The 25,971-nt window shown below is 46.5% G+C and carries 22 protein-coding genes and 2 tRNA genes; 14 read left to right on the plus strand and 10 right to left on the minus strand.

The annotated features are described in order from the left end of the window. Positions 1-90: 90 nt before the first annotated feature. Positions 91-981, plus strand: a complete 891-nt coding sequence (locus tag NG796_RS19955) for a hypothetical protein (protein ID WP_261208707.1) — start codon at positions 91-93, stop codon at positions 979-981. 389 nt (positions 982-1,370) lie between these two features. Here NG796_RS19955 and fba read toward each other — a convergent pair whose 3' ends face one another. The 5 genes from fba to NG796_RS19980 all read right to left on the minus strand — a co-directional run bounded on the left by fba (position 1,371) and on the right by NG796_RS19980 (position 7,411). Next, on the minus strand, positions 1,371-2,450 hold the full coding sequence (gene fba / locus NG796_RS19960) for a class II fructose-bisphosphate aldolase (protein WP_261208708.1): 1,080 nt from the start codon (positions 2,448-2,450) through the stop codon (positions 1,371-1,373). A gap of 276 nt (positions 2,451-2,726) precedes the next feature. Beyond that, positions 2,727-2,798, minus strand: a tRNA-Lys gene (locus NG796_RS19965). Positions 2,799-2,864: 66 nt separating this feature from the next. Continuing rightward, positions 2,865-3,734, minus strand: coding sequence for an aldose epimerase (locus tag NG796_RS19970; protein ID WP_261208709.1), 870 nt, complete (start codon positions 3,732-3,734; stop codon positions 2,865-2,867). 161 nt (positions 3,735-3,895) lie between these two features. Beyond that, entirely contained in the window at positions 3,896-5,806 is a 1,911-nt protein-coding gene (locus NG796_RS19975; protein WP_261208710.1) for a CapA family protein, read from the minus strand. A 675-nt stretch (positions 5,807-6,481) separates the two neighbouring features. Continuing rightward, positions 6,482-7,411, minus strand: a complete 930-nt coding sequence (locus NG796_RS19980) for a hypothetical protein (RefSeq protein WP_261208711.1) — start codon at positions 7,409-7,411, stop codon at positions 6,482-6,484. A gap of 273 nt (positions 7,412-7,684) precedes the next feature. Here NG796_RS19980 and NG796_RS19985 point away from each other — a divergent pair, with 273 nt between their 5' ends. The 13 genes from NG796_RS19985 (at position 7,685) to NG796_RS20045 (ending at position 18,374) form a co-directional block, all read left to right on the plus strand. Next, positions 7,685-8,551 carry a class I SAM-dependent methyltransferase gene (locus NG796_RS19985; RefSeq protein WP_261208713.1) on the plus strand — a complete coding sequence of 289 codons (867 nt, stop codon included), beginning with the start codon at positions 7,685-7,687 and terminating at the stop codon, positions 8,549-8,551. 13 nt (positions 8,552-8,564) lie between these two features. Beyond that, the gene (locus tag NG796_RS19990; protein WP_261208714.1) at positions 8,565-9,287 is read left to right on the plus strand and encodes an HAD family hydrolase; all 723 of its coding nucleotides are present in this window, start codon (positions 8,565-8,567) and stop codon (positions 9,285-9,287) included. 114 nt (positions 9,288-9,401) lie between these two features. After that, a tRNA-Ala gene (locus NG796_RS19995) sits at positions 9,402-9,474 on the plus strand. Positions 9,475-10,201: 727 nt separating this feature from the next. Next, positions 10,202-10,429 (plus strand): hypothetical protein, encoded by a 228-nt coding sequence (locus NG796_RS20000; RefSeq protein WP_261208715.1) that lies wholly within the window; start codon positions 10,202-10,204, stop codon positions 10,427-10,429. 50 nt (positions 10,430-10,479) lie between these two features. Then, positions 10,480-10,602, plus strand: coding sequence for a hypothetical protein (locus tag NG796_RS20005; protein WP_261208716.1), 123 nt, complete (start codon positions 10,480-10,482; stop codon positions 10,600-10,602). A 114-nt stretch (positions 10,603-10,716) separates the two neighbouring features. Then, entirely contained in the window at positions 10,717-11,775 is a 1,059-nt protein-coding gene (locus NG796_RS20010; protein WP_261208717.1) for an amino acid ABC transporter substrate-binding protein, read from the plus strand. Between the two features lie 51 nt (positions 11,776-11,826). Then, on the plus strand, positions 11,827-12,792 hold the full coding sequence (locus tag NG796_RS20015) for a glutathione S-transferase family protein (protein ID WP_261208718.1): 966 nt from the start codon (positions 11,827-11,829) through the stop codon (positions 12,790-12,792). 30 nt (positions 12,793-12,822) lie between these two features. Continuing rightward, entirely contained in the window at positions 12,823-13,785 is a 963-nt protein-coding gene (locus NG796_RS20020) for an amino acid ABC transporter permease (RefSeq protein ID WP_261208719.1), read from the plus strand. A 196-nt stretch (positions 13,786-13,981) separates the two neighbouring features. Continuing rightward, positions 13,982-15,025 (plus strand): amino acid ABC transporter permease, encoded by a 1,044-nt coding sequence (locus NG796_RS20025; protein WP_261208720.1) that lies wholly within the window; start codon positions 13,982-13,984, stop codon positions 15,023-15,025. A gap of 104 nt (positions 15,026-15,129) precedes the next feature. Then, positions 15,130-15,624, plus strand: a complete 495-nt coding sequence (locus NG796_RS20030; RefSeq protein WP_261208721.1) for a GAF domain-containing protein — start codon at positions 15,130-15,132, stop codon at positions 15,622-15,624. Between the two features lie 22 nt (positions 15,625-15,646). Continuing rightward, on the plus strand, positions 15,647-16,390 hold the full coding sequence (locus NG796_RS20035; RefSeq protein WP_261208722.1) for an amino acid ABC transporter ATP-binding protein: 744 nt from the start codon (positions 15,647-15,649) through the stop codon (positions 16,388-16,390). Between the two features lie 26 nt (positions 16,391-16,416). After that, entirely contained in the window at positions 16,417-16,677 is a 261-nt protein-coding gene (locus NG796_RS20040; RefSeq protein WP_261208725.1) for a SemiSWEET transporter, read from the plus strand. Between the two features lie 53 nt (positions 16,678-16,730). Further along, positions 16,731-18,374: a B12-binding domain-containing radical SAM protein gene (locus tag NG796_RS20045; RefSeq protein ID WP_261208727.1), complete on the plus strand. Its 1,644-nt coding sequence runs from the start codon at positions 16,731-16,733 to the stop codon at positions 18,372-18,374. 95 nt (positions 18,375-18,469) lie between these two features. On the opposite strand, the gene NG796_RS20050 is transcribed toward NG796_RS20045, so the two are convergent. From NG796_RS20050 to NG796_RS20070, 5 genes are all read right to left on the minus strand, one after another. Next, on the minus strand, positions 18,470-19,642 hold the full coding sequence (locus NG796_RS20050) for a DUF3800 domain-containing protein (RefSeq protein ID WP_261208729.1): 1,173 nt from the start codon (positions 19,640-19,642) through the stop codon (positions 18,470-18,472). Between the two features lie 209 nt (positions 19,643-19,851). After that, positions 19,852-21,039 carry a WD40 repeat domain-containing protein gene (locus tag NG796_RS20055; RefSeq protein ID WP_261208730.1) on the minus strand — a complete coding sequence of 396 codons (1,188 nt, stop codon included), beginning with the start codon at positions 21,037-21,039 and terminating at the stop codon, positions 19,852-19,854. 34 nt (positions 21,040-21,073) lie between these two features. Next, positions 21,074-22,582: a protein kinase domain-containing protein gene (locus tag NG796_RS20060; RefSeq protein WP_261208731.1), complete on the minus strand. Its 1,509-nt coding sequence runs from the start codon at positions 22,580-22,582 to the stop codon at positions 21,074-21,076. Between the two features lie 147 nt (positions 22,583-22,729). Beyond that, positions 22,730-25,102 carry a WD40 repeat domain-containing protein gene (locus tag NG796_RS20065; protein ID WP_261208732.1) on the minus strand — a complete coding sequence of 791 codons (2,373 nt, stop codon included), beginning with the start codon at positions 25,100-25,102 and terminating at the stop codon, positions 22,730-22,732. A 409-nt stretch (positions 25,103-25,511) separates the two neighbouring features. Continuing rightward, positions 25,512-25,952, minus strand: a complete 441-nt coding sequence (locus tag NG796_RS20070) for a hypothetical protein (protein WP_261208734.1) — start codon at positions 25,950-25,952, stop codon at positions 25,512-25,514. Positions 25,953-25,971: the final 19 nt, after the last annotated feature.

The raw sequence follows: 25,971 nt of genomic DNA on the forward strand, positions 1-25,971 counted from the left end.
TGCCAAGGGGAGCCTAGATGCAAGTCGGGCTCCCCTCTTTATTGCTTTCGTGTCACTGGCTTAGTCTAAACTCCAGTCGTCCCCTTACTCGTGGATATTCAAGGCATCGCCAGCACAATCACCCTGTCTGGATTCGCCCAATCCCTAGCGACTGCCATCCAGAAAGCAGCATGGAACGCGCGCCGACTGCAATTACCTCACCCGGATTTGGAGCAACTGCAAACCGATCCGTTTTTGGCATTGCAAACCTGGTTTACTCAAATTGAGCGCATGGCATCGGGTAAGCGGTTTCTCCTCTGTTTGGATGAATTTGAACGTCTCAGCGAACTGATTGACGCCACAAACAGTCGCGCCCCCCTAAACTTCCTCCGTCACCTGATGCAGCATTGTCCCCAGTGGATTCTGTTATTTAGCGGTTCCCATACTCCAGATGAATTAGACCCCTATTGGAGTGATTATCTGATTAATACTCAATCCCTGCACCTCACCTATTTGGAAGAACCGGAAGCGCGAGAGTTGATTCTCAAACCTGTAGAAAAATTTCCCGAGATTTACCATCCGCAAGCCGTTGATCGCATTGTCGAATTAACCGCCTGTCAACCCTATTTAGTTCAGTTAACTTGTTTGCTGGTCGTCGATCGCCTCAATCAGAAATCCCGAGAACTCACCGGGAAGCGAGGGACAGCGATTCCCGAGTTCCAAGCGACGCGGGAAGATATCGATGGGTTGATTTCCAAGGTATTAGAGGTGGGGGGAATGTATTTTAGAGAATTATGGACAAAAACCCTTTCTGACAGGGAACGGGACTTTATCCAGGATTTGATGGCGGGAACCGTGGACCCGGGTAATCAACGGCTGATTAAAAAACTGATTAAAAAACAGGTAATCGCCGAGGTAGAACCGGGAAATTATCAAATCAAAGTGCCATTAGTCCAGCACTATTTTCAATCTGTATTAACCGATGACTATCCCAGTTCGTAGTAACGACTTCAGTCGTTCTCTTGTGTTCGTAGTAACGACTTCAGTCGTTCTCTTCCTTAGTTCGTAGTTGCAACAACTGGGGGGGTTAAGCTAAGAACTAAAGTAGGTTAAAACCCCATTAAACTGTTTATCAGGTAAGGTTTTCAGTCGGATTTATCCGACTTTAGCTATTAGGCGGGGGTTTGAACCCCCGCCGTTGTGTCGGGAAGAACTAAGACAAGAGAACGACTGAAGTCGTTACTACGAACATAAGAGAACGACTGAAGTCGTTACTACGAACTTGGAATGCAAAAAAAAGGACAGTGCATTGCACTACCCTTTTTTTTATTGATGAAAATGGCCGATAAGAGTTACAATCGTTGGCTCTTACCTATGCCAATTTTTACAATTTAGGCGGTGACGGCCTTTTTGATCGTGGCGCTGAGTTCGCCTTTGGCGTACTTGGCGGCGAAGTCATCGAGGTTGACTTGCTTGATCTTGGAGGCGTTACCGGCGGTACCAAAGGCTTGATAGCGTTCGGCACAGACTTTTTGCATATATTGGATGGAGGGTTTCAGGAAGTGACGGGGGTCAAATTCCTTGGTATTTTGGGCCAGGGCCTCACGGACAGCGGCAGTGATTGCCAAACGGTTATCGGTGTCGATGTTCACTTTACGGACACCGCACTTGATTCCTTTTTGGATTTCTTCGATGGGCACGCCGTAGGTTTCGGGGATGGTTCCGCCGTATTTGTTGATCAGTTCGATCAAGTCTTGGGGTACGGAGGAAGAACCGTGCATGACCAGGTGGGTGTTCGGCAAGCGACGGTGAATTTCTTCGATCCGGCTGATTGCTAAGATTTCCCCAGTGGGTTTACGGGTGAATTTGTAGGCACCGTGGCTGGTTCCGATCGCCACTGCCAAAGCATCCACTTGGGTTTGCTCAACGAAGTCAACGGCTTGATCTGGGTCGGTCAGCAGTTGATCATGGGAGAGTTTTCCTTCAAACCCGTGACCATCTTCTGCTTCACCCATGCCGGTTTCCAAAGAACCCAAGCAACCGAGTTCGCCTTCGACGCTGACGCCGATGGAGTGAGCCACTCTCACGACTTCGCGGGTAACTTCAACGTTATACTCGTAGCTTGCCGGGGTTTTGGCATCTGCTTCCAAGGAGCCATCCATCATGACGCTGGTGAACCCTTGTTTCATGGCCGAGTAGCAGGTGGAAGGTGCGTTGCCATGATCTTGGTGCATGGCAATGGGGATATGGGGGTAGGTTTCCACTGCGGCTAAGATCAAGTGACGGAGGAAGTTTTCTCCTGCATATTTGCGTGCACCACGAGAAGCTTGTAGAATCACGGGGCTGTTGGTTTCGTCAGCAGCCTGCATGATTGCTTGGATCTGCTCCATGTTGTTGACGTTGTAGGCCGGAATGCCGTACTCGTTCTCTGCTGCATGATCCAGCATTAACCGCATAGGTACAAGCGCCATAGATGGTCCTCCTAATTACTTTTTTTTCAGCGATGGGGTATGGACAAGCTGAAATTGTTACAACAAGTTTAAGACAAATTTCAGATTTTTACGAATTATATCTAAAAATGAGAACTTTATAACGTTTTGATCTCAGAATTGCCAATTTTGACTCTCAAAGCCAAATCAATAAAGGGGCAACGGGAAGAAACGCAGGAAAAACAAGCTGAATTTTTAGCCTTCAGCCTTCTTCTTCAATGGCTTTGAGACTATAAAAGATATGATGTTTTGAATTTATGGGTCGCCCGGGATTCGAACCCGGAACTAGTCGGTTAAAAGCCGAATACTCTACCGTTGAGTTAGCGACCCGCGTGCTTTCTTTTTCAGCACCTTAGCTACATTAGCACAGCCTGTTAAAAAAAAGCAAGGGGTTTTTTAAAAAAAATCTACGCTTAGGCGAACTTGGGTTTCCCACTTGTCTCCGGGTTCCAAATTCATCAGATGTAGCCCGGTGTTGAGGGCGTTTCGAGGGGCGGTCCAAGGTTCGAGACAGTAGAAGTCTTTGTCTTTGAGGGTCCAAAAGACGACGTTGGAATAACTGGCTTTAAAGAGTAACCGGACTTGCAAGCGGCGACTGTGGTCGATCGCCGTGGCAGCAAGTCCGGTAATTTTGGTAAAGGCGGCATCGATTTCATCGACATTGAGATCGAAGCTACCGTTGAAGGGATGTTGAGTTTGGGTTTGTTGGTCCGTGTATTGGACGGCAGGAATTTTAAATTGGAGTTTGGACTTATCCGGGGCCCAAAAGTAGGGATGGAGTCCGGTAGAAAAGGGCATGGACCGATCGCCGGTGTTGGTGTAGCGTTGGTCGATTTCTAGGCTATTGCCTTTGAGCTTGTAGGTAAAGGCCAGTTCAAAATCAAAGGGATAAACGGCACGGGTGCGATCGCTACTATTGAGAATTAGGGTAATACTCGCCAGGTCCTTGGTCACTCCCTCCGTGACTTCCCAAGGTAAATCCCGGGCGAACCCATGTTGTTTAAGCTGGTACTCTTTGCCTTGATAGCTATAGGTGTTATTCGGCAAGTTGCCACAGATGGGAAACAAGATGGGGATGCCGCCACGGACACTTAAATCGGGGTTGGCAAAGCGTTCAGCATCCAGATAGAGGAGGTCATGACCTTGAACTTGCCAACTGGTGATGATGCCACCCCGTTCGGGAACGACTTTGACCCGGGATTGAGCGGGTTGGTCGGAGAGGATGTAGGTCTTGTATTGTTCTTCTTTTACTGCGATCGCAAACACTGTTTATCCTTTGTCCTTGAGTCGAATGATCGGGGGCGGCAATTATCTCAGTCTTTACGGTTGTAACGGACGGCGATCGGATAGTCAAGGGGAATTTGCCACGGGGTTGATTCAGAACCCTATTTTCAGACCCTTCTCCCCCTGGGGCGATCGCCGTTGCACTAGCTGGAAACCGTGCTTTTGGCGAACTGCGGCAGTTTGATTTTCTTGTTCCGACCCGCTACCCCAATGGCACCCCCTGCGGCTGCGGCTGCCAGGGCCATCCCCACGGCCCGAGAGGTCCCATTGGAGGGAGGTGGGGAGGGCGGTTCCACCTCGCTCAATTTATCAGCTTCTCCAAAAGTAAGAGGCGCGCCTAACTCATCGGTAAATGGGGAAGCATTAAACGCCTCATCTTCAGTACCGGGTAACTCTTCTGGAAGTGTCGGATTAGACTGACTTTCAGTCGCTTTTTGGGAGTCAAAGAGGGTCTCTCCGGAGGTGACTACTTTAGATTGGCGAGCATCCAGAATCATGGGGGAAGTCATGGGTTCTTCAAACACCCCAGAGATCATATCGATGTGTTCGAGGATGCGATCGCCCCTTTCCCCTTTGACCACTTTGGGTTGATACTTCCGGACCTCAACGGGTAAAAATTCCACCTTCATTTGTTCTTCTCGCAAGGACACTTTCAGAACGGCAGTATCGTAATCGCTGCGAGCATTCCCTCCAAAAATAAAATTCCCTAGAGAGTAAGCGATAGGCCGTCCCTTATAAATCTCTGCCCCCTGCAATACATGAGGATGATGACCTACGATCACATCCGCTCCTTGGTCAATCGTAAAATAGGCCAATTCGCTTTGCCAAATTTCGGGATAATTTGCCAGTTCTACGCCCCAGTGAAAATTCACCACCACCCAATCGACTTCATCCCGAACGGCCTTAATATCCTCAGCAATCCGCTGTTCCATGCCGTGATTAGTTCCCGGTACGCCTGCGGCTGCGGCATGATAATCCGCCGTATAGTAACCAAAATAAGCAATTCGCTGACCTTTAACATCAATAATTTTAGGACGTCGGGCTTCCGTCATCTCCATCCCGGATCCGATCGCATGAATCCCGGCTTTTTCTAAAGTTTTTAGGGTTTCCTGGAGTCCGGGACCCTGGTAGTCCATCGCGTGATTATTTGCCAGATTGACGATATCCACGCCTCCCGAGGTGAGAACCTCCACGGAGGAGGGGTCGGCTTTAAAATTAAAGGTTTTTTCCAGTTTGGTGTCGGCGGTGGTCAAGGTGCCTTCTAGGTTGACCATTGCCATATCTGCCTCGCGGTATTCCGGCATTTGGTCAAAGGCCCAGGTATAATCACTTCCGATGAGGTCTTCAAACCCATGACCGAGGGTGACATCTCCGCTCATCATCAGGGTAACCGTTGGGTCATTGGGGTTAATCACATCGGTATGTTCAATGACGGGAACGGTTTCTAAGGCGGCTTGGACCATTTTAGGACGTTCCTGCTCCCCGTTGACCGGATTGGAGGCAGTTTGGGGGGAAACAATGGCGTTGGGTTGGGATTGGTCGCGTAGTTGCAGGTAGCCGATCGCGCTGCCCATGATAAAGGCACTGACGGAGACGCCCGCTACTAAAAATAATCGGAAAACTTTATAGTTGATCCAAGAAGCGGCGCGGGAGACCCCATCAAGCAACTTCTGTAAATATTGATTTCTGCGTTGTTGGTTGGCTGGGGTGACAATGCGGATGGACTGCTGCCACAATAAGTCAGGATTTCCCACGGGGTTAGCACCTGTAGCAATGATGCGAACACCATCAATGACTTCTGAATTGAGCCGCCAGATTTGGTGACAAATAAATTTATTTAAGCCGGAACGCAGTTGCTGGTAAAGATCCGGTTGATGGTTTAAGCCATTGATTTCCAGGCGGATCGGCAGACATCCTTTTTGGACGGGTTCGACCCTAGCGTAAATACCTTGGGGGGCCAGGTATGAGTTAATCAGGTAGGCGATCGCCCGAAAATTTCCCGCCCGTGCTAAGTCGAGCATTGAGGGTTCGGCAAAGGTGCTGAAACTGGTCATCCTGTTCACTCCTATTTCTTGCTGGCAAGTCTAAATTTTAAATCAGGGATATCCCTGGAGAATTGATGTTTAGGGTTTATTTTGGGGAATTAATCCCTTTTGAACGATTCCCTCTGGGTTTCCAGAAGGGGTTTGAGTGTTAAAGGCGTTGTGATTTAACCGCTACTCCCAGTGAGCTTGTTTAAATTTGTCCTTTAATTGGGGAACGGATTGTTGTTTAAGGAACAATCTTTCACCCCTGCCTCATTGCGGTTGAGGTCTGAATGACCAAGACTGAGAGTCACCCTCTTTTAAGTTAGTTTACGGTGAGAAACCGCCAGAATCAGACGGGCTGGGGTGATTAAACGGGCGATCGCCCCAGAACTAAATTCTTCCCTTCTGCCGCCTGCATTGTTCACTCAACTCTGTTCCCGCCGATTTTCATCGATTTTCCCCGATTTTTCTAAGTCATCTTCAAGACGGAAATCGGGGAATTTCTTGGAAGGGATTGGCTTGACGATTGTAGCCCAAAACTTGTATGTTTTCAGTCTTTGACTTGACAAAATTATCTCAGATATGCATTCGCTCACTTTTGGGGGTCAAGGCGATCGCGTTGGGGGGTTTAATGTGAGCCAAAACCTGAAAAGGCGATCGCCTTGACCCCCCTTGCATCATCTCTTCAGGGTTTACCCTACGCTAAAACTGATAAGTTACGCCCACTTGCAAAACAGGGTAAAATCGGAAACGCCCTAACGACTCTTCCAAGTCTTCTTGCTCTCGCTGAAGTGCATTGTTTAGTACAGGATTGGATGCAGCACCAGGAGCGCTTAACGACACATCGGGCGATCGCTGAAACATCACCCCCAGGTCCATAAAAAAGCCCCATCGCTTTCCAAAAGCCACCGGATTACCCCAACCCAGCCCAATATAAGGTGCAAAATCTGGAAAATCAACCTCAGCTTCTAACGTACCTACTTCCGTCACATCAAAGCTAGTGCCACCAATCTCATAGGACGGAAGTCCGTCGTCATTGAAATCAGACTGACCGATTCCTGTTGCCTTATTCCCGTTATAAACTAGACCCCCGGTGATCCGAAATCCCGAGTCTTCGTCGGGAAAATAATCGACAAAAGCCGGTATGGTCCGCAAATCGACATCCGTATCGTAAGTAATGTCGTTTTCTGTAAATTCGCGGTTGAAGGATACGCCATTAAATCCAATTCTTGCGTTTAAATTGGGAAAAATCCGACCCGTAACCTGAGCGCCAATCCCCGGGGTTCCCACGCTACCTGAAACGGCAATCCCACTGCGTTCTTCCAGCAAGCGCAAGGTACGCGGTGGCAAGGGCGCAGGTTGAGATGGGGGAACGGGACGCGGTGCAGGGGGAAGCGTTTGAGTGGGGGGAAGGGGTTGAGTTGGGGGCAGGGGTGCCGGGGCCGGTGGGACCGGGGTTGGTCCAGGGACTTGTTGACAGCGAGAATTCAGCGGAAACAACCGACACAGGGTTTCTAAATCGGTATCTTGCGCTTGTAGAGGTTGGGAGAGAGTGGCATCGATCGCCAAAGTGGTTAAAATGCCAACCACCCCATAAAAAATTTTTATAGAAAGACCAATGTTTTGAGCCATGAGCTTTTATGTTCGGCTGGTGTTGGGCTGTTTGCGTTTGCCATCGCATCATATCCCATCCCACTGATGCCGGGGTAATGATTTTGTCTGGGACTGGGCGATCGCCCTTGGGCCCAGGATTGCCCTGGGTGCTTTGCCTTTCCCATCCCTTATCTCTATACTGGGTAAAATACTGTTTAAACTTTTAATAACTTTTTTAACGATTCTTAACTCATCCTGGAGTCGGCGATCGCGCCTGAACACCGCACTCCATCGCAATCTTGAGGCCCAACCATGACCGTTCGTAAAGACACCATTTTTGAGCAGTTTTTAGCACCCGTCGTCTGGCTATTCGTCGATCAAAAGGCGATGCAGCAAGTAAGTCGTAGCATCGACTGGGAAACCGAGAGCGATCGCCTCAGACGGCCAGATTTGGAGTACCCCGACTATTACATCACTCAAAATTTTCACGGCATTGAACGCGGTTATCTCAATCCAGGTGCGGCAGTCAGTTATGACCCGATTACCCAATATGCGCTTCCTCCCCATGAAGGCTGGATCCGTCAAGGGTTAATTGATGAAATTCGCACCCATCCGCGCCGAATTCTGGACCTGGGTTGTGGTACGGGTTCGACCACAATCCGGCTTAAGCAAGCCTTTCCTGATGCTGAAGTCATTGGGTTAGATTTATCCCCCTATATGCTGGTGATGGCGGAATACAAGGCTAAACAAGCGGGTTTAGAGATTCAGTGGGTGCATGGTCCTGCGGAACAGACGGGATTTGCCCCCAATTCTTTCGACTTGGTGACGGCTTCGTTATTATTCCACGAGACCCCTACAGAAATTGCCTCGGCGATCGCGCAAGAAAGCTTCCGACTGTTGCAACCTGGGGGACAGTTTTTGATTCTTGATGGCAATCAAAAAACCCTACGCCAGACAGAGTGGCTGACCCAAATTTTTGAAGAACCTTATATTCAAGAGTACGCCGGTGGCAGTGTAGATGCCTGGATGGGTGCGGCAGGATTTGAGGCGGTACAGACGAGGGAAGTTTGGTTACTCAATCAGGTAACCAGTGGGATCAAACCTTTGCCTCAATCTCCGATGGAGTCATCGAGGTGGACGGAACAACAGGAGTCCTGGGTTGTGGCTCCCAGTTACTAAGGAGAGAGGGACCATGAGTTTAAAGGCGATTTTATTTGATTTCAATGGGGTCATTATTAATGATGAGTCGATTCACGAAGAGTTAATCAATGAGTTGCTGCTGTCGGAGAACTTGCGCCCGAAAAAGGGGGAGTTCTGGCAAATCTGTTTAGGACGCAGCGATCGCGCCTGTATTGCGGAGTTATTTGCCACTCGGGGTCGGTTCCTGACGGATGCGGCGCTGGATGCCTTGGTTGCTCGCAAGGCGATCGCCTATCAGGAACGACTCGCTACCCTGGATAAACTGCCGATTTTTATGGGGGTGGAAGACTTGATCTATAAACTGCGCGGCGCTCAGTTAAAATTGGCGGTGGTCTCGGGTGCTTTGCGATCGGAGGTGGAACTGGTGTTAAATCGGGCAAATATGGCCCAATATTTCTCGGCGATCGTCGCGGGAGATGACATCACCGCCAGCAAACCAGAACCCGATGGCTATCTATTGGCGGTGGAACGGCTGAATCAGCAATATCCGGAACTCGACCTGACCCCCAGAGATTGTTTAGCGATCGAAGATACTCCAGCGGGGATTCAGGCGGCTCAACGGGCTGGAATTCAAGTGGTTGGGATTGCCAATACTTACCCGTTTCATATGCTCCAACGGCAGGCAGATTGGACGGTAGATTATCTACGCGATGTGGAACTCGATCGCCTCCGGGAGTTCTTTCAGCGTTGTTGGTCTCAACCTGTACCGGGTTAAGGAAACTCTCAATGCCAGAGGAGTTTGAGCCATTCTGAACCCACCCAAAATTTATCTGGGATTGCCTCTTCCCTTTCGGCATGGGTTCATGTTATGATGGTTCTACGAATGACCGGGGAATTAGCTCAGTTGGTAGAGCGCTGCGATCGCACCGCAGAGGTCAGCGGTTCGAATCCGCTATTCTCCATTTTTAGGGAAAAACTTAGAGATCGCGATTAAGTTGGGTTCAGAATTGCCGGGGTGGGATAACGTTACAATTCCGCGCTAGATGACTGGTTCAACATCGTTGATAAGCTTTATTTACAAAATCTTTACCGATTAGCACCCAATCTGGGGCAGAAACGGGGTGGGTTGTCCTGGGGATCTAATCCGATGCCGATAAGCTAGGCGATCGCGATTCGGGTTACAAAACGTTACTCGAAATTTGGGGAAATCCCTCAACTTCAATGAACTCAATCTTTGGGAGAATTCAGAGTGGGTTCGATGAGGTAACGAAGTCCCTTTTTAAGAAGAGGAACTCTTGATGAGCGCGATATAATCAATTGAGCATCCCATGAATGGGTGCATTTTTCAATCGCAACATAACGAGATATTGCTTGGTTTACCTTCAAAAAACTTAATATGTAGTCTCAACTACCAAAAACAGCCTGATTCGGTGAAAAATCACGGATTCAAGACTGAACAAGGGGTGAAAAGGTAAAGTTTGTAACAAACGAATTGTAAGGTTTTGGTAACTATTGTTGCATCTTATGTTGTGTCGATCCAATCCCGGATAAATACGGTATGGTGTAAATATAAAGGAATTATTAAGCTTACTGGAAGAACGGCGAGAGTCGTTTTTCGGGTAGTCGCGAAGTAAATCCGCATTTAGCCAATCCCCGACAAGAGATTGGTTTTTGTTGGCAGGAGGAAAGATGAATCCCTTAATGCTACGTCAAATTTGGTCCTTGATAGAAAAAACTCAGGTTAACGTTTTGTTAAGCCTAGATGATGCAAGCTTGGTGCAGTGGTTGCTAAAACAGTTCAAACAAGAGCAACCCCTCGATCCCGATCAAGTGAATGTGTTGAATGCATACTTGCGATCGCGTCTGTCTCTGATTCGTGATATCGCCAGCGAACGAATTGCCACGGAGATGGGATAACCCCTTGCTCAAGTTCAGGGTTCCCTTGGCCCTAATCTTTATTTCCCGCAATGGATGACCGATCGCGGTCCAGTTTGTCTGCCGCTTTCTTGGGGGAGAGGCACGCAATGGCGCAACCCACTCAACGGTTGAAACGGTTGATGAAATATCTACTGCGATCGCCACAGCAGTAGGGATTTTCAGTGGTCGAACCCGCAGGCTTTCCCCAGTCGTGTAAGATAAAGCACAGCCTTTAATTAGGATAATGGCACTGCAACCGGCCAATTCAATATAAGAAATTCATAGAGATGGGTAAAAAGGGATTATTGAAACTGGCGAGTCTAGGTTTGGCGATCGCCGTGACTGCTTGTGGGGGGACATCGGGTCAACCCAATGGAAATGTTGCCACGGGTTCGCAGAAGTTGGCTCAACTTCAAAATCAGGGTCAGATTGTCTGTGGAGTAAGTGGCGAGTTACCGGGATTTAGTTTTGTCGATGCCACGGGCAAATATGCGGGACTCGATGTGGATATCTGTCGGGCGATCGCCGCCGCTATTTTTGACGACCCCAATGCAGTGGAATTCCGCAATCTCAACGCTAAAGAACGCTTTACCGCTGTGAAAAGTGGGGAAGTTGATATCTTGAGTCGGAACACCACCTGGACCCTCAGCCGGGATACAGGGGCTGTCGGGATGGCATTTGCCCCCGTCGTCTTCTATGACGGACAGGGGATTATGGTTCAGAAAAATAGCGGGATTACCAACCTAGCCGGACTGAAGGATAAAGCAATTTGCACCCAAACGGGGACGACTAACGAGCAAAATGTCGCCGATCGCATGGCAAGTCTCGGTGTCAAGTATCAACTTGTGGTATTTGATGATATTAATGTTGCCTATGCCACCTATCTACAGGGTCGCTGTCAAGCGGTGACGTCCGATCGCTCTCAATTAGTCTCAAGGCGATCGCGCTTTCCTGACCCTGACCAACATTTAATTTTAGAAGAAACCATTTCTAAAGAACCCCTCGCCCCTGCCGTCGCCCCAGGAGACCCGAACTGGTCCGATATGGTGAATTGGATTATTTATACCACCATCTATGCCGAAGAACTGGGGATTACTTCCAAAAATGTCCAGGAAATGGTTAATAGTACCAATCCCGAAATTAGGCGCTTTTTGGGAACGGAAGGCAATTTAGGCCAAGATTTAGGATTAACCAATGATTTTGCAGCGCGAGTGATTCGCCATGTGGGCAACTATGGAGAAATTTATAATCGCAATTTAGGACCAGAAACCCCTCTCAATCTGGAGCGAGGATTAAATCGATTATGGACCGATGGTGGGTTGATGTATTCACCTCCCTTCCGCTAAAAGATGTCCATTTTTTAGCTAAATTTTTTAACAATTAGGAGAAGAAAAACGATGGGGCTAGGTTTATTAATTGATGGAAAATGGGTAACGGAACGGGAACAGGAAGATAGTGGCGGTCGATTTATTCGCCCTTCTACCACCTTTCGGAATGGGATTACTGCGGATAAGTCTGGTCAATATCCGGCAGTGGCTGGACGGTATCATCTCTATGTATCGTTAGCTTGTCCTTGGGCCCATCGGACGCTGATTATGCGATCGTTGAAAGGCTTAGAACAAGCGATTAGTCTCTCGGTAGTTTCCCCGGTGATTGACCAAAATAGTTGGGAATTTGCGGAGTATCCCGGGATGATTCCCGATACCGTGAATGACTGCGCTTATTTATGGCAACTGTATCTTAAAGCGGATGATAATTACAGTGGACGAGTAACCGTGCCGGTTTTGTGGGATAAAGAAACTCATCAAATTGTCAACAATGAATCTCGGGAAATTATCCGAATGTTGGATACGCAATTTGAGGGGATTTCAGAAAATTCTATTGACTTATATCCAGAGGATTTGCAAGAGGTCATTGATAAAACCCTGGACGAGATTTATCAACCGATTAATAATGGGGTATATCGGGCTGGATTTGCCACAACTCAGGGGGCGTATGAGGAAGGGGTTACAGATTTATTTGATGCTTTGGATCACTGGGAAAAGGTTCTGGAAAAACAGCGTTATTTATGTGGCGATCGCCTGACAGAAGCTGACATTTGTATGTTTACCACCCTGGTGCGGTTTGACCCGGTTTATTATGTGCATTTCAAATGTAATATCCGGCGAATTGTAGATTATCCTAATTTATGGAATTATCTCAAGGAATTGTATCAACATCCGGGGATTAAACCTACCTGCAATTTTGACCATATTAAGCAGCATTATTATCGGAGTCATCCGAAAGTCAATCCCACAGGAATTGTGCCTAAAGGACCGATGATTAATTGGGATGAACCCCACGATCGCAGTCGGTTTGGGTAAAGTTTCGGGAGGAGTTGAGGGGAACCATACATGAGAAGATTGTGGCGCGATCGCCGATTTTGGTTTATTGCCATCCAAGCTGTTGCCGTTGTCTTGATTGCGATATTAGGGGTAACCCTTTGGCAAAACTTGCAGCGCAATTTACAGCAACAAGGCATGACTTTGGGATTTAATTTTTTAGACTCTCAAGCGGCTTTTGATATTGGCGAAACCCTGATTCCCTACGATAGAAGTTCGACTTATGCTAGAGCTTTATTGGTAGGATTACTCAACTCCTTACGAGTGATGGCGGTGGGAATTATCCTGGCAACGGTAGTCGGGGTTACTGTGGGAATCGGGCGATTGTGGGATAATTGGCTATTAAGAAAACTTTCATTACTGTATGTGGAAATTATCCGCAATACGCCTTTATTGCTGCAATTATTCTTCTGGTATTCGGCAGTTTTCTTAAGTTTGCCGGGGTTAAAAGATGTCATAAAATTGCCGGGAATAATTTATTTAAGTCAGCAAGTTGTTGCTGTTCCCCTGCCTTGGACGATACCGGAAGTGCTAGAGAGTGGGCAAATTGTGGGGGGATTACAACTGTCTCCAGAATTATCCGCCTTGGTGCTAGGATTGAGTCTTTATACGGCAGCATTTATTGCAGAAATTGTGCGCGCCGGGATTGAATCCGTGCCAAAAGGACAGTGGGAAGCGGCAAAATCCCTAGGATTAAATCCGAGTTTAATGTTGCGTTTGGTGATTTTTCCCCAAGCGTTGCGAACGATGATTCCCCCCCTGACGAGTCAATATCTGAATTTAGCGAAAAATACCAGTTTAGCCATTGCGATCGGTTATCCGGATATTTATTTCGTCGCCTCCACCACGTTTAATCAAACAGGACGGGCGGTAGAAGTGATGATTTTGTTGATGGCAACCTATTTGACTATTAGTTTATTAATTTCCCTGTTTCTGAATTTTTATAACAAAAAAGTTCAACTGAAAGAACGCTAAAATTATAATTAATAATCTAGCTTTTCTCTGGTCAATGACGTACATTAAGGATCCCCCTAAGTCCCCCTTAAAAATGGGGACTTTTACTCGGTCCCCCCCTTTTTAAGGGGGGCTAGGGGGGATCAATTATAGATGTACTTCGTGAACATGAAAATTCCTATAACTGCCTAAATCTATTAAAAATGGTAATGAATGTATGGATAGCAAAGCCGAACTTCCACCTGTTACGCCAAAACTTTCTCCCTGGATCTGGGCCAGAAAAAATCTGTTTAATACATGGTACAACAGTATTCTGACGGTGATTTGTCTGGGGTTGATTTATCAACTTGTGGGGGGATTGTTGCATTGGGCGATCGCCTTAGCAGATTGGCAAGTCATTGGGGTCAACTGGCGGTTATTTTTAGTCGGAAGATATCCCCCCCAACTCTATTGGCGCGTCGGCATAGCAACCGGGGTAATTGTTGCCGCTGCTGCCTTTTCATTTGGGACAATTCGCTGGCGTTCCCGGTGGGTTCAATGGATTCCTTTAGCTTGGATTTTAGCATTTCCCGTGATTCTTTGGTTCATTGGCGGGGGATTCGGACTGCGACAGGTTCAAACTCAGTTATGGAATGGATTATTACTCACCCTGGTGACAGCAATTGTAAGTATTGTTTTGTCATTTCCCGCAGGTGTTTTGTTAGCATTAGGACGGCAAAGTTCTCTTCCCGTGTTGCGCTGGTTGTGCATCCTGTATATTGAAATTGTCCGGGGATTGCCGTTAATTGGGATTTTGTTTATGGCGCAGGTAATGTTGCCCTTGTTTTTGCCAGTAGAGATGCGTCTTGATCGCGTCATGCGGGCGATCGCCGGGTTGAGTCTGTTTAGTGCCGCTTACATGGCAGAAAATGTCCGAGGAGGGTTGCAATCTGTCCCTCGGGGACAAATTGAAGCAGCGAAAGCGTTGGGATTGGCAACCCCTTGGGTAATTTTACTGATTGTATTACCCCAAGCATTACGCGCTGTGATTCCTGCCATTGTGGGGCAGTTTATTGGATTATTTAAAGATACCTCTTTACTGGCGCTGGTGGGTTTAGTAGAATTAACAGGGATGGCGCGATCGATTCTGGCTCAACCTGAATTTATCGGGGACTACGCTGAGGTTTACATTTTTGTGGGCTTAATTTACTGGATTTTCTGCTATGGAATGTCCCTTGCCAGTCGCCGGTTAGAGCAAAAATTAGCGGGGGGAAAATCTTAAAGGCGATCGCCTCCTCAAAACCGCTAAATTTCTTTATGATAAAGAAATAAGCAAGTTTTGGATAAATCTCTTGCTTCACCCATTTAAACCCTATTTTTTTATTTATGTCTGATTGGAGTTTGCGAAAGGTTGCTGACCGTTTAGCGAAAACCCTAAACCAGGATTTATTAATTCAACAAACGACGTCTGAATTACGAGAAGTCCTTAATGTTAATCGGATTTTATTATATTACTTTTATTCCCCTTGGAAAGGACAAGTTACCTTTGAGTCCGTAAGTAAACCTGAATTTTCTATTATGGGACAAAGTGGACCCGACAAATGTTTCGGGGAGGAATATGCCGCTTTATATTTGCAAGGAAGAGTCCGGGCAATTTCTAACATTGAAACTGAACCCATTAACGAATGTCATCGGGAGTTTCTGCGAACCCTTCAAGTTCAAGCTAATTTAGTGGTTCCGGTTCTTTCCCCGATCGGACTGTGGGGATTGCTTGTAGCGCATCACTGCGAGGATACTCGACTTTGGTCCTTAGATGATATCAAACGGATGAAAAATGCCGCAGCCACTTTGGGAACTGCTGCCACCATTCGAGATAGTTAAAAATGCCCGGAATAAATGAACAATGACCCCAGATAAACGGCCTATTATTATTGCAGAAAATGTCCAAAAATGGTATGGACAATATCACGCCCTGCGGGGCGTGAGTCTAACCATTGACCCCGGAGAAGTGGTGGTCATTATGGGTCCATCAGGGTCCGGGAAATCAACCTTTATCCGGACTTTTAATGCCCTAGAAGACTATCAAAAAGGAAGGATTGAAATTGATAGCATTGAACTCTCCAATGACTTGAAGAATATTGATCATATTCGCCGGGAAGTGGGGATGGTTTTTCAGCAGTTTAATCTATTCCCTCACCTGAGTGTTTTGGAAAATGTGACCTTAGCGCCCAAATGGGTGCGCCGATGGTCTAAGGTTAAGGCAGAGGAAGTGGGGATGCAGTTATTGGAACGGGTGGGAATCCTGGAACAAGCGCGGAAGTATCCCGGACAGCTATCCGGGGGACAACAGCAACGAGTGGCGATCGCCCGCGCCTTGGCAATGCAACCGAAAATCATGCTATTTGATGAACCCACCTCCGCTTTAGACCCAGAAATGGTCCGGGAAGTCCTAGAAGTCATGCGGGATTTAGCAACCTCGGGGATGACAATGGTTGTGGTTACCCATGAGGTCGGATTTGCCCGAGAAGTGGCCGATCGCGTCGTGTTTATGGATGCTGGAACCGTCATCGAAGTGGCAACACCAACAGACTTTTTCCAAAATCCCCAAGAAGAACGAACCCGTCAATTTTTATCCCAAATTTTATAGGCAGTTGTGGACCGAATACAGAATTTATGAAGGAAAATATCATTACCGTTTTAGGATTGCTGGCTGGAACATTAACAACATTGGCTTTTGTCCCTCAAGTGCTTCACACTTGGAAATCTAAATCCACAAAAGATGTTTCATTAAATACATTTTTAATGTTCTGTACGGGAATTTTACTGTGGCTGATTTATGGTCTCTTTAAACAAGATATTGCGATAATTTTAGCCAATTTTATCACGTTTATTTTGGCTTCAATTATTTTAGGGCTTAAACTAAAATATAAATAGGCGAACCCCCGACGGATTTTGCTTTCAAATTATCCTCATTAAACCCCCTGCCTGTGACTCCTTCTATCTTTGATGCTGAACATCTGTTATTTACTCCGGCGACTGCGGATGCTGATGCAATTCCAGTGATTTATGCCTTTCCCAATGAGTACACGGTTGGGATTACTAGCTTAGGTTATCAAATCGTCTGGGCGACCCTGGCAACAAGGGGAGATTTGCAAGTGTCTCGCTTGTTTACAGATTTACATGAACCCTTACCTGGAGAGCCCGAATTGTTGGGATTTTCCGTATCTTGGGAATTGGATTATGTGAATATTCTGGGATTATTAGAGTCTCTGGATATTCCGATTCGCGCATCCGATCGCCAAGAATCACACCCCTTGATTTTTGGCGGGGGTCCGGTTTTGACGGCGAATCCTGAACCCTTTGCGGACTTCTTTGATGTGATTTTACTCGGGGATGGGGAAAATCTCCTGGGTGAATTTGTGGACGGGTATCAGCAGGTACGCAAGGCAGGGCGACTGCAACAATTGCGGCATCTGGCGCAAATTCCTGGGGTGTATGTCCCGAGTTTGTATGAAGTCACCTATAACAGTCCCGAGGGGGCGATCGCCTCTATTCACCCCATTGATTCAGACATTCCCCAAACTGTTACTAAACAAACCTATCGCGGTAATGTTTTATCCACCTCATCTGTGGTCACAGAAAAAGCCGCTTGGCCGGATATTTTCATGGTCGAAGTGGTTAGAAGTTGCCCAGAAATGTGCCGGTTTTGTTTAGCGAGTTATCTAACTTTACCCTTTAGAACCGCCAGCTTAGAAAACTCCTTAATTCCGGCCATTGAACGGGGTTTAAAAGTCACCCGGCGGATTGGATTATTAGGCGCTTCGGTAACTCAGCATCCGGAATTCAATCAATTATTAGATTACCTGAATCAACCGCAATTTGAGGATGTGCGTCTGAGTATTGCCTCAGTTAGAACTAATACCGTCACCCCAGAATTAGCCCAAACCCTGGCAAGTCGCGGGACCAAATCCCTAACCATTGCGATCGAAAGCGGTTCGGAACGGGTGCGGAAAATTGTGAATAAAAAGCTGGAAAATCAGGAAATTACCCAAGCGGCAGTCAATGCCAAAGCGGGGGGATTAACTGGGTTAAAACTGTATGGAATGTCTGGAGTTCCTGGGGAGGAACTGGAGGATTTGGAGGCAACGGTGCAACTGTTACAGTCATTGAAAAAATCTGCACCGGGTTTACGCCTGACCTTTGGTTGTAGCACCTTTGTCCCGAAAGCGCATACCCCATTTCAGTGGTTTGGGGTGAATCCGCAAGCGGAAAAACGGTTGAAAAAGTTACAGAAAGAATTAGGAAAATCGGGGATAGAGTTTCGGCCAGAAAGTTATAATTGGTCCGTGATTCAAGCCTTAATTTCCCGAGGCGATCGCCGCTTGTCTTCCCTACTAGAATTAGTCCGCCATTATGGCGAAACCCTTGGCAGCTACCGTCGCGCCTTTAAAGAATTGCGGGGAACATTACCAGACTTAGACTTTTACGTGCACGACAATTGGGAATCCACCCAAATTTTACCCTGGAATCATATTTTAGGACCCTTACCTGTCACCACATTGCAAAAGCATTTGGCGGAGGCAACAAGTTATTTTCCTACTGCGGAAAAAATCATGTCTCCGGTGAGTTAGTCTAGGGAGTGCGAGCATCTTGCTCGCTATCTATATGACCAATTCATTTAGAGGCGCGATATATCGATATCATTAGGGGGTCGGGGGTTTTCAAATTATGGATCACCCTGATTTTGCATTATGTTGAATATGTGGAGATTGTAAGTTATTTCTGCAATGAAAGTATCGATTCCCTCTAGTAAAGGAATATTTCTAGTGCTTCTTTCTGTCAACTCTTTAAGTATTAAATAATTACGCTGAACATTTATTTTGGTAAAATTCCAATGCTCTAAACTAGGTAAAATAGAGTATGAACTCCAAGAGTTGTCAATATGAGGTATCCACTCTTTTGGATAACTACTATCTTTTCTTTTTGATGTTTCACGAAAGACAAAAGCAAAAGCACCTGAAAAAATATCAGCAATTTGTATTCCAGGATAAGTTTTGGAACTAACTAATTGAGGTAAATTCACAAGATTAAACGTCAGTGGATACTGTGTCCCATTTATTTCAATAAAATTTTTTTCTGGGTTGTTAAGTATTGAATCAAAAAATTCTAATTGTTCTTTTAACGGCTTGGAGTCGTCACAGAATACCTCTAATTGGTTAAACTCTTGCCCCCATTCTGTTAAAAGTGAAACAATTGAAGTCACAGTAAGCTCCAAAATCCATTTGCCTACGCCTGTCCCCTTTAGCGACTCTAGCTCTTCGTTAATGACATCTCGTTGATGAATACAAAAAGTTCTAATTAGATCTAACTCATTTAATTCATCTAGCACCTCTCCAGAAGAATTAAAGAGACATGATAAACCTTGGTCGTCATATGTTTTCATAAAACGATAAAAATCCTGAAAAATCTCTTCTGCATTGTCCTTTTTTGCTTGAAAATAATAGTAAAGAAAATTGGAAATAAATTGATTAAAATTAAGTTTATAAAAAACAGAGTTGTGACTAGCCACAGTAGGTTCAACAATATATTCATAAAATTTGCAGGCCAGCGCATATTTTTTGTCATGGATAGAAACTTTAGCCCTTTCGCTAAAGTTTTCTAAAATATGACTAATAGCTTGTTTTCCTCTGGTAGACTTTATGAGATTTTTAAATTTTAGTTCAGAAGATTGTATTTTGTAATCTTTGATTAGCTTTTCCACAAATTCCTTGGCTTCTTCATGACTTACTGCTACTGCTGCGTAAGCAAAAAATGGGGTTTCCTGGTTCAGGAGATCATTTCCAGTAAATCCTGACTCATCACAATAAATTTGTTGTACTTTTTTTTGGGAAGTATTCATTTTTTTGCTATTAATTGGCTAGAGAATCGTAAAAAAGGATGTAATTGATTTATTTTCCTGAATGCCTGAGTAATAGAACCTATCCCTGTTGTAAATTGATAGCTTTTTTGGATAAATAAATTTTAACATTGTTCCATTTTAAAATTGTACAAAATAATCCTGTTAGAAACCGGCTTAAACCTTGTCAAGAAACCCGGTTTCTAACTTTTTCAATGCCATTCCCAAATCTTAATTGTCCCATCATCGCCGCCAGTGGCGAGGGTTTGTCCATCGGGACTGAAGGCGACTGCACAAGTGGCGCGGGTGTGACCCGGGAGGGTGCGAATTTCTCGGCCTGTTTTGACGTGCCATAATTTTACCGTGTTGTCGCGACTGCAACTGGCGAGGGTTTGTCCATCGGGACTAAAGGCGATCGCATAGACCCAATGGGTATGACCGAAGAGGGTGCAAATATGGCGTCCGGTATGGACTTGCCAGAGGTTGATGGTTTGGTCAAAGCTGCTGCTGGCAAGGATTTGGCCGTCGGGACTGAAGGCGATCGCACAGACTTGTTCTCCATGTCCCGTGAGGGTATAGAGTTCTCTGCCGGTTTCTCGATGCCAGAGTTTGATGGTTTTGTCACTGCTGCCACTGGCAACGAGTTGGTTATTGGGACTAAATGCCACTGCCATTGCATATCCCTGATGTCCGACAAGGGTTCTAACTTGCTGTTTTTTGGCGATATCAATCAGTTTGATGGTTTTATCCCCACTGCCACCGGCGATAAATTCTCCGTCGGGACTGATGGCGATCGCATAAATTTCGCTGTCTCCCGGGAAACTATGAAGTTCGCTTTCCCCCAAACGTTGCCAAAGTTTGATGGTGTAATCCCAACTGCCACTCACCAGAATCGGCGATCGCGGACTATATGCCACTGCGGAAACCCAATGACTATGACCCTTGAGGGTGTACAATTTTCGTCCCGTATCCCTCACCCACAATTTAATCGTTTTATCCTTACTGGCGCTGGCAATTTGCCGTCCGGTAGGACTAAAAGCAAGAGATAAAACCCAACTGCGATGCGCTTGAATGGTATGAACACATTCAAAAAAGCGATAGGCATTAAACTTTTTTAAAGCTGCGATCGCCGTCGGTTCTCTCCGATGTTTCAGCAACAAAAAGGCTGATCGCCGCACAGTATGAGAGTCATCTTTTAACGCATCAATGACTAATTCTAAACCCGCTTGACCATAATTTAATGCCTCTTTCAACGCCGAAACTTTCACCGGAATATCCACCACTGCTAAACGGGTTTGAATCCCCGTCAGTCCCCCCAATACTGCCGCACCCGGCGGCGGCGCATGGTGACCCCCCATCACTGCATCATAATATTTCGGACCCTCAAAATTCATTGACATAGTATTTAGTGATTCAAACTTGAATCAATTTTCCTTAATTTTTAATTAAAATTTCCCACGCTTGCCATAACAAAGACGCTCGTTCAGCATCTCGTTCTGGCATCAATTGTCTAGCTTGGTCTAAAGTGGTTTGAGCTTCTTTATTGTTGCCAGTTTGCTTAATTGCCATACTCATTAATAGCCAGACTAAGGCTTGATTGGGTTGAAATTGTAACGCTTTTAAATAGCTGGAAACTGCATCGGGATAACGGCGAAGTTTATAGAGCATAATACCTTTGTCGCGCCATGCATCCCAGCGGTCTGGCTTGAGTTCTAGGGTTGTTTCATAGCCGGATAATGCCTCGTCATAGTTGCCCATTTCCGCATAGAGACGGGCTTTTTTGTACCAAGCATCGGCATTATTGGGTTTGAGTGCGATCGCCTGGTCATAAGAGGCGATCGCTGCTTCAAATTTCCCAAAATTCTCCAAAATTGTCCCTTTAATCATTTGCGGTGTCGCCCCCATTAATCGGGAAACAATCGAGGGATTATTGGGCGGTGGCGGGGGTGAATTCCCCCGAACTCCGGGCGAGGGATTGGGTTTCGGATTCGTTCGATGAGTCACCGGGGGTAACCAATCTAAATCCGTGAGAACTTCTGTCGCAGAATGATAGCGCCGATTGAGATTTGCTTCTAATAATCGGTCTAAAACTTTGGCAAATTCCAGAGTAACGGGAGATAAGAGATAATCGCGCCAATGCCACACCCCTTCCTTAACATCAAATAAACTAAACGGTTCAGTTGCCGTGAGTAATTGCACACAAGTTACTCCCAAACAATACAAATCACTAGCCGGAACCGCTTGGCCTAAAAATTGCTCCGGTGCGACATATCCAGCAGTACCAATTACCGTCCCAGTCCGTCCCAATGCTGTTGCAGTGGCAAATTTAGCCGCGCCAAAATCTACTAACACCAGTTGTCCCGACTTAAACGGATTGGAGTCAGGTTTCTCATTATTGGCTGATTCTAAAAGTTCGGTTATAGTGGCGCGTCGAATAATATTTTCAGGTTTAATATCTCGATGAATTACTTTTTTTTCATGGACAAATTGTAAAACTGGCAATAAATCAAATAGCACCTCGCGAACTTTAAATTCCGAAAGTGAACCCTCGGTTTCCAACTCTTGGGCTAAGGTTTGTCCGTCGATAAATTCTTGAACTAAATATTGATAATTATCCGACTCAAAATGAGCAAATAAGGCAGGAATTTGGGGATGAGTTCCTAAATCATCTAAACGAACCGCTTCTTTCTGAAACAGTTGCGCTGCTTTTTGAGCATTTTGAGGCGTTTGGTATTGGGGAAAAAATTGCTTGATGACGCAGCGGGGTTTTGAAGGTTTGTATTCATCGATCGCTAAAAAAGTTCGCCCAAACCCACCCTGTCCAATAGATTTAAGCGCACGATAGCGATCGCCCAGCAGCAGCTTTGCACCGCAATTATGGCAAAAGTTATATCCTGCCGGGTTTTGAGGCTTTTGACAGTCGGGATTTAAACAATAGCTCATATATGGACAAGCCAGCAAGGGGATAACTTTATAGTAATCGGTTGGCCCAGAATAGACTTCTTGCAAAACTCTAAAAAGCCCCCCTTTTTAAGGGGGGTTGGGGGGATAAATTCGTTATTTGGCAGGCAGTCTAACTCTATCGAGTCCCTACTCACGTTGCCAAATCATCACGGTTTTATCGCTGCTGCCACTCACCAGGGTTTTGCCGTCGGGAGTGATGGCAATGCCGGTGACTCCGTTAGTATGTCCCTTGAGGGTTCGGATCAGTTCTCCAGTCTCGCGATGCCACAGTTTAACGGTTTTATCGGTACTGCTACTGATCAGGGTTTCGCTGTCGGGGGAGAAGGCAACAGCAGCGATCGCCCCGGTATGTCCCGTAAAGGTGCGAATTTCTTCCCCAGAGTTCACCTGCCACAGTTTTAGGGTCATGTCGGTACTGCCACTGGCGAGGAGTTGTCCATCGGGACTGAAGGCGATCGCATTTACGGCATCGTTATGCGTCTTAAAAACACAAATTTCCTGTCCCGTTTGTAACTGCCAAAGTTTAATCATCCCATCATCGGCAGCAGTGGCAAGAATGCGATCGTCGGGACTAATCGCTAAAGCGCGAATTATGGCATTATGAGCATTAAATCGGCGCAATTCTTCCCCAGTTTCTCGATGCCAAAAAGTAACTGACCCTCGGGTATCACTGGCGATGATTTGTTGACCGTTATTCAGAAAAATCACGGCATAAACTGCCTCAGAATTGCGAGTAAAGCGATGAAGTGGGCGACCCCCAGCAACATCCCACACCTCAACCGCTTCCCCAACTCCAGCAGCGATCGCCCCCCCATCGGGACTAAAGGCGATCGCATTCACCGAGGCAAACCAGTCTTCCCCATTAAAGTTGCGGATTTCGGTCCCTTCAGGAATCCCCCAGCGTTTCACCGTATTGTCCCCATCCCCAGCAGCAATGCTGTTGCCATCGGGATGAATTGTCAAACAATTAATAACATCTCGATGTCCGGCGATCGTGCGAATGCATCGCCAATTTTGATGGGGAAATCCGTCAGGATCTGGAACAGTCTCTGGAGACTCCAAGGAAGGTTTTTCTCCCCGCCATTTGCCCACAAATCCTTGCAAATCTCCCAACACTTCGCCGATGGAGGATTCGATTCCCCCCATTGCTTTGGTGAGAGATTCGGGTTTGGTAAAAGGTTTGATGGACAATTTCCGGATTAAAGGTTTGTTCCCTGTCGTTGGCGTAGACTCTGGGTTTTCCTCCGATGGCGCGATGATTTCTTCGTCCCACTCGTCCAAGTCATCCTCGGAATTGGCAGGCGGTGGGGTTAAGGGTTTCACGGAAAAGGCTTCTTTACGATATTCCGAGGGGACCCGAGGTGGTTCGCTGGGGTTTTCTGGAATGGGTGGATTGGCGTTGCTATCGTCAGCAGGAGGTGAGGATAGGGTTTGGAGTTCCGGGAGGGGAGAGGGGATGGCGCGGGATGAGGTTTCTAGGCGTTCCAGACGCTGGGTGACTGCCTCAATTACGCTATTCACCCGGGCGATCGCCTCTTGGTTTTGTTGGGTTAAAGTCGCTTGAATCTCCTGGAGTTCAGACGCTATTGGCGGTTCATTGAGTGCTTCTAATTGTTGCAGGCGATCGTAAATTGCCTCAAATTTCGGGGAATTGGACAGAGATTGGATTGCCTCTTGGAGTGCAGCAGCAGAAGTGCTGGAGGCGTCGTCGGGTTGGGATGAGGAGAGGGCGATCGCCTGAGTGGTAAGTTCCAGTTGACTCAGGCGATCGCTGAGGGTTGCCAGGGTTTCGGCAGTGGGAAGGGTGGCGAGGGATTGATAAATTTGCCCCACTGCCTTTTCCGTTTGTTCCCACAAGGATTTTGTAAACGCTTCGATTTGGCGTTCAGTTTCTTGGTTGACTTGTTCCGTAGCGGTTTCCAGTTGTTCGAGGCGATCGGCTAAAGGTTTGAGATTGGGGAAGGGGGGAAGGGATTCCAATGCTTGATGGATGCGGGCGATCGCCGTTTCATTTTCCTGGCGCAACGAGTCTTTCAACTCCAATTTCTGCGCTTCGATGCGATCGCGCTGTTGTTCCAGTTGGGATTCCAGGGCGTTAATCCGGGCGATAATTGGGTCCAGATTCGGCAATTCTGGAATAGCGGGGAAACTCTCCTCAACTTGGGCGATCGCCTCAAACAGTTCATCCCGTAAGGATTCTTGTAACTCAGTGATCCGTTCTTCCGTTTGGGAGTTTGCCTGTTGCTTGCTGGATTCGAGGCGATCAAACCGCTGGTTTAGAGGTTGGAGGGAATCATAAACTTGGGCGATCGCCTCTTCGCTGCGTCGTTGGTTGAGTTGGTACAGTCGCTGCCGATTCACCAGATTCAAACTCACCGACACCGTTAACGGGACCGCTGCATAGAGGACTTGTTGAGTCCCAGCAACGGCGATCGTGCCCAGCACAGAACCGGCAAGGGCCACAGATTCAGTAATTTCGAGCCAGTGGGGTTTGGTCATGGTTTTCACAACAGGAGAACAAAACTAAAACCGCAGGGGTTACATCGAAGGCTGTTGCAACTTACCTTTGGATTGCTTTCTTCTATGTTAAGGCTTCGGGGCCGAAATCCAGTCTTTCCCCAGGGCGGATCCAGGTTTAGGGGGAAAAAGTCCGCCACAGATTCTACCCTGTGGAAATTTGGGGAATCAACGGGCGATCGATACCGTCCGCATGGATCCTGGTCTGATTTTGGAAATTGTAGAATTCTTGGTTCTACTCTAAACTAGAAATAGTAAGGGATTATTAATCTCCCTCAAAAATTAGAAAAAATTCCCAATCCTCTGCCGGATCTAACAACAGATTGAAATCAAAAAGACCCCTACAGTAAGCTTACTGTAGGGGTCTTTATTCTCTCGCTATTTTTTAGTATTAATAGGTTTCTTCATAGACAACCTGATCGCCATTATTGGTTACCCGAAAATAGTCGCCCACAGTGTACACGAGTTCACTTCCATCGTTATCATAGGTCGTTACTATATAGTCTCCATTTCGGGTGGTGGTGACGTCATAGAATCTATTGCTCATCTCATTACCCAGGTTATAATCCACATAGTAAAGACTCCCAGCCTCATCCTCACAAATAGAGATGATATAGTTTTCAGTTACGTATTCGGCAACTGAAATGTCCTCTGGAACGCAAAGGCTATCACTCTGCGCGATCAACAAATCTTTAGACGGGGCAAAACTAGAATTCTCGACTAAACCAGAGATAGGTGCAGCTAATAAAGGCAGTCCTGGTAATAATACCCCAAAAATTGTGCCAACTACAGCAGAAACCTTCCAGTTTTTAAGCCAAATTTTTGAAGTCATTTTATTTTTTCCTAAGTGG

Source organism: Laspinema sp. D2d (assembly GCF_025370755.1).
Lineage (GTDB): Bacteria > Cyanobacteriota > Cyanobacteriia > Cyanobacteriales > Laspinemataceae > Laspinema.

Coding starts and splice junctions, on each gene's coding strand:
- fba (WP_261208708.1), bottom strand. CDS start 2,450: ATGGCGCTTGTACCTATGCGGTTAATGCTGGATCATGCAGCAGAGAAC.
- NG796_RS19975 (WP_261208710.1), bottom strand. CDS start 5,806: ATGACCAGTTTCAGCACCTTTGCCGAACCCTCAATGCTCGACTTAGCA.
- NG796_RS19980 (WP_261208711.1), bottom strand. CDS start 7,411: ATGGCTCAAAACATTGGTCTTTCTATAAAAATTTTTTATGGGGTGGTT.
- NG796_RS19985 (WP_261208713.1), top strand. CDS start 7,685: ATGACCGTTCGTAAAGACACCATTTTTGAGCAGTTTTTAGCACCCGTC.
- NG796_RS19990 (WP_261208714.1), top strand. CDS start 8,565: ATGAGTTTAAAGGCGATTTTATTTGATTTCAATGGGGTCATTATTAAT.
- NG796_RS20000 (WP_261208715.1), top strand. CDS start 10,202: ATGAATCCCTTAATGCTACGTCAAATTTGGTCCTTGATAGAAAAAACT.
- NG796_RS20005 (WP_261208716.1), top strand. CDS start 10,480: ATGGATGACCGATCGCGGTCCAGTTTGTCTGCCGCTTTCTTGGGGGAG.
- NG796_RS20010 (WP_261208717.1), top strand. CDS start 10,717: ATGGGTAAAAAGGGATTATTGAAACTGGCGAGTCTAGGTTTGGCGATC.
- NG796_RS20015 (WP_261208718.1), top strand. CDS start 11,827: ATGGGGCTAGGTTTATTAATTGATGGAAAATGGGTAACGGAACGGGAA.
- NG796_RS20020 (WP_261208719.1), top strand. CDS start 12,823: ATGAGAAGATTGTGGCGCGATCGCCGATTTTGGTTTATTGCCATCCAA.
- NG796_RS20025 (WP_261208720.1), top strand. CDS start 13,982: ATGGATAGCAAAGCCGAACTTCCACCTGTTACGCCAAAACTTTCTCCC.
- NG796_RS20030 (WP_261208721.1), top strand. CDS start 15,130: ATGTCTGATTGGAGTTTGCGAAAGGTTGCTGACCGTTTAGCGAAAACC.
- NG796_RS20035 (WP_261208722.1), top strand. CDS start 15,647: ATGACCCCAGATAAACGGCCTATTATTATTGCAGAAAATGTCCAAAAA.
- NG796_RS20040 (WP_261208725.1), top strand. CDS start 16,417: ATGAAGGAAAATATCATTACCGTTTTAGGATTGCTGGCTGGAACATTA.
- NG796_RS20050 (WP_261208729.1), bottom strand. CDS start 19,642: ATGAATACTTCCCAAAAAAAAGTACAACAAATTTATTGTGATGAGTCA.
- NG796_RS20055 (WP_261208730.1), bottom strand. CDS start 21,039: ATGTCAATGAATTTTGAGGGTCCGAAATATTATGATGCAGTGATGGGG.
- NG796_RS20060 (WP_261208731.1), bottom strand. CDS start 22,582: ATGAGCTATTGTTTAAATCCCGACTGTCAAAAGCCTCAAAACCCGGCA.
- NG796_RS20065 (WP_261208732.1), bottom strand. CDS start 25,102: ATGACCAAACCCCACTGGCTCGAAATTACTGAATCTGTGGCCCTTGCC.
- NG796_RS20070 (WP_261208734.1), bottom strand. CDS start 25,952: ATGACTTCAAAAATTTGGCTTAAAAACTGGAAGGTTTCTGCTGTAGTT.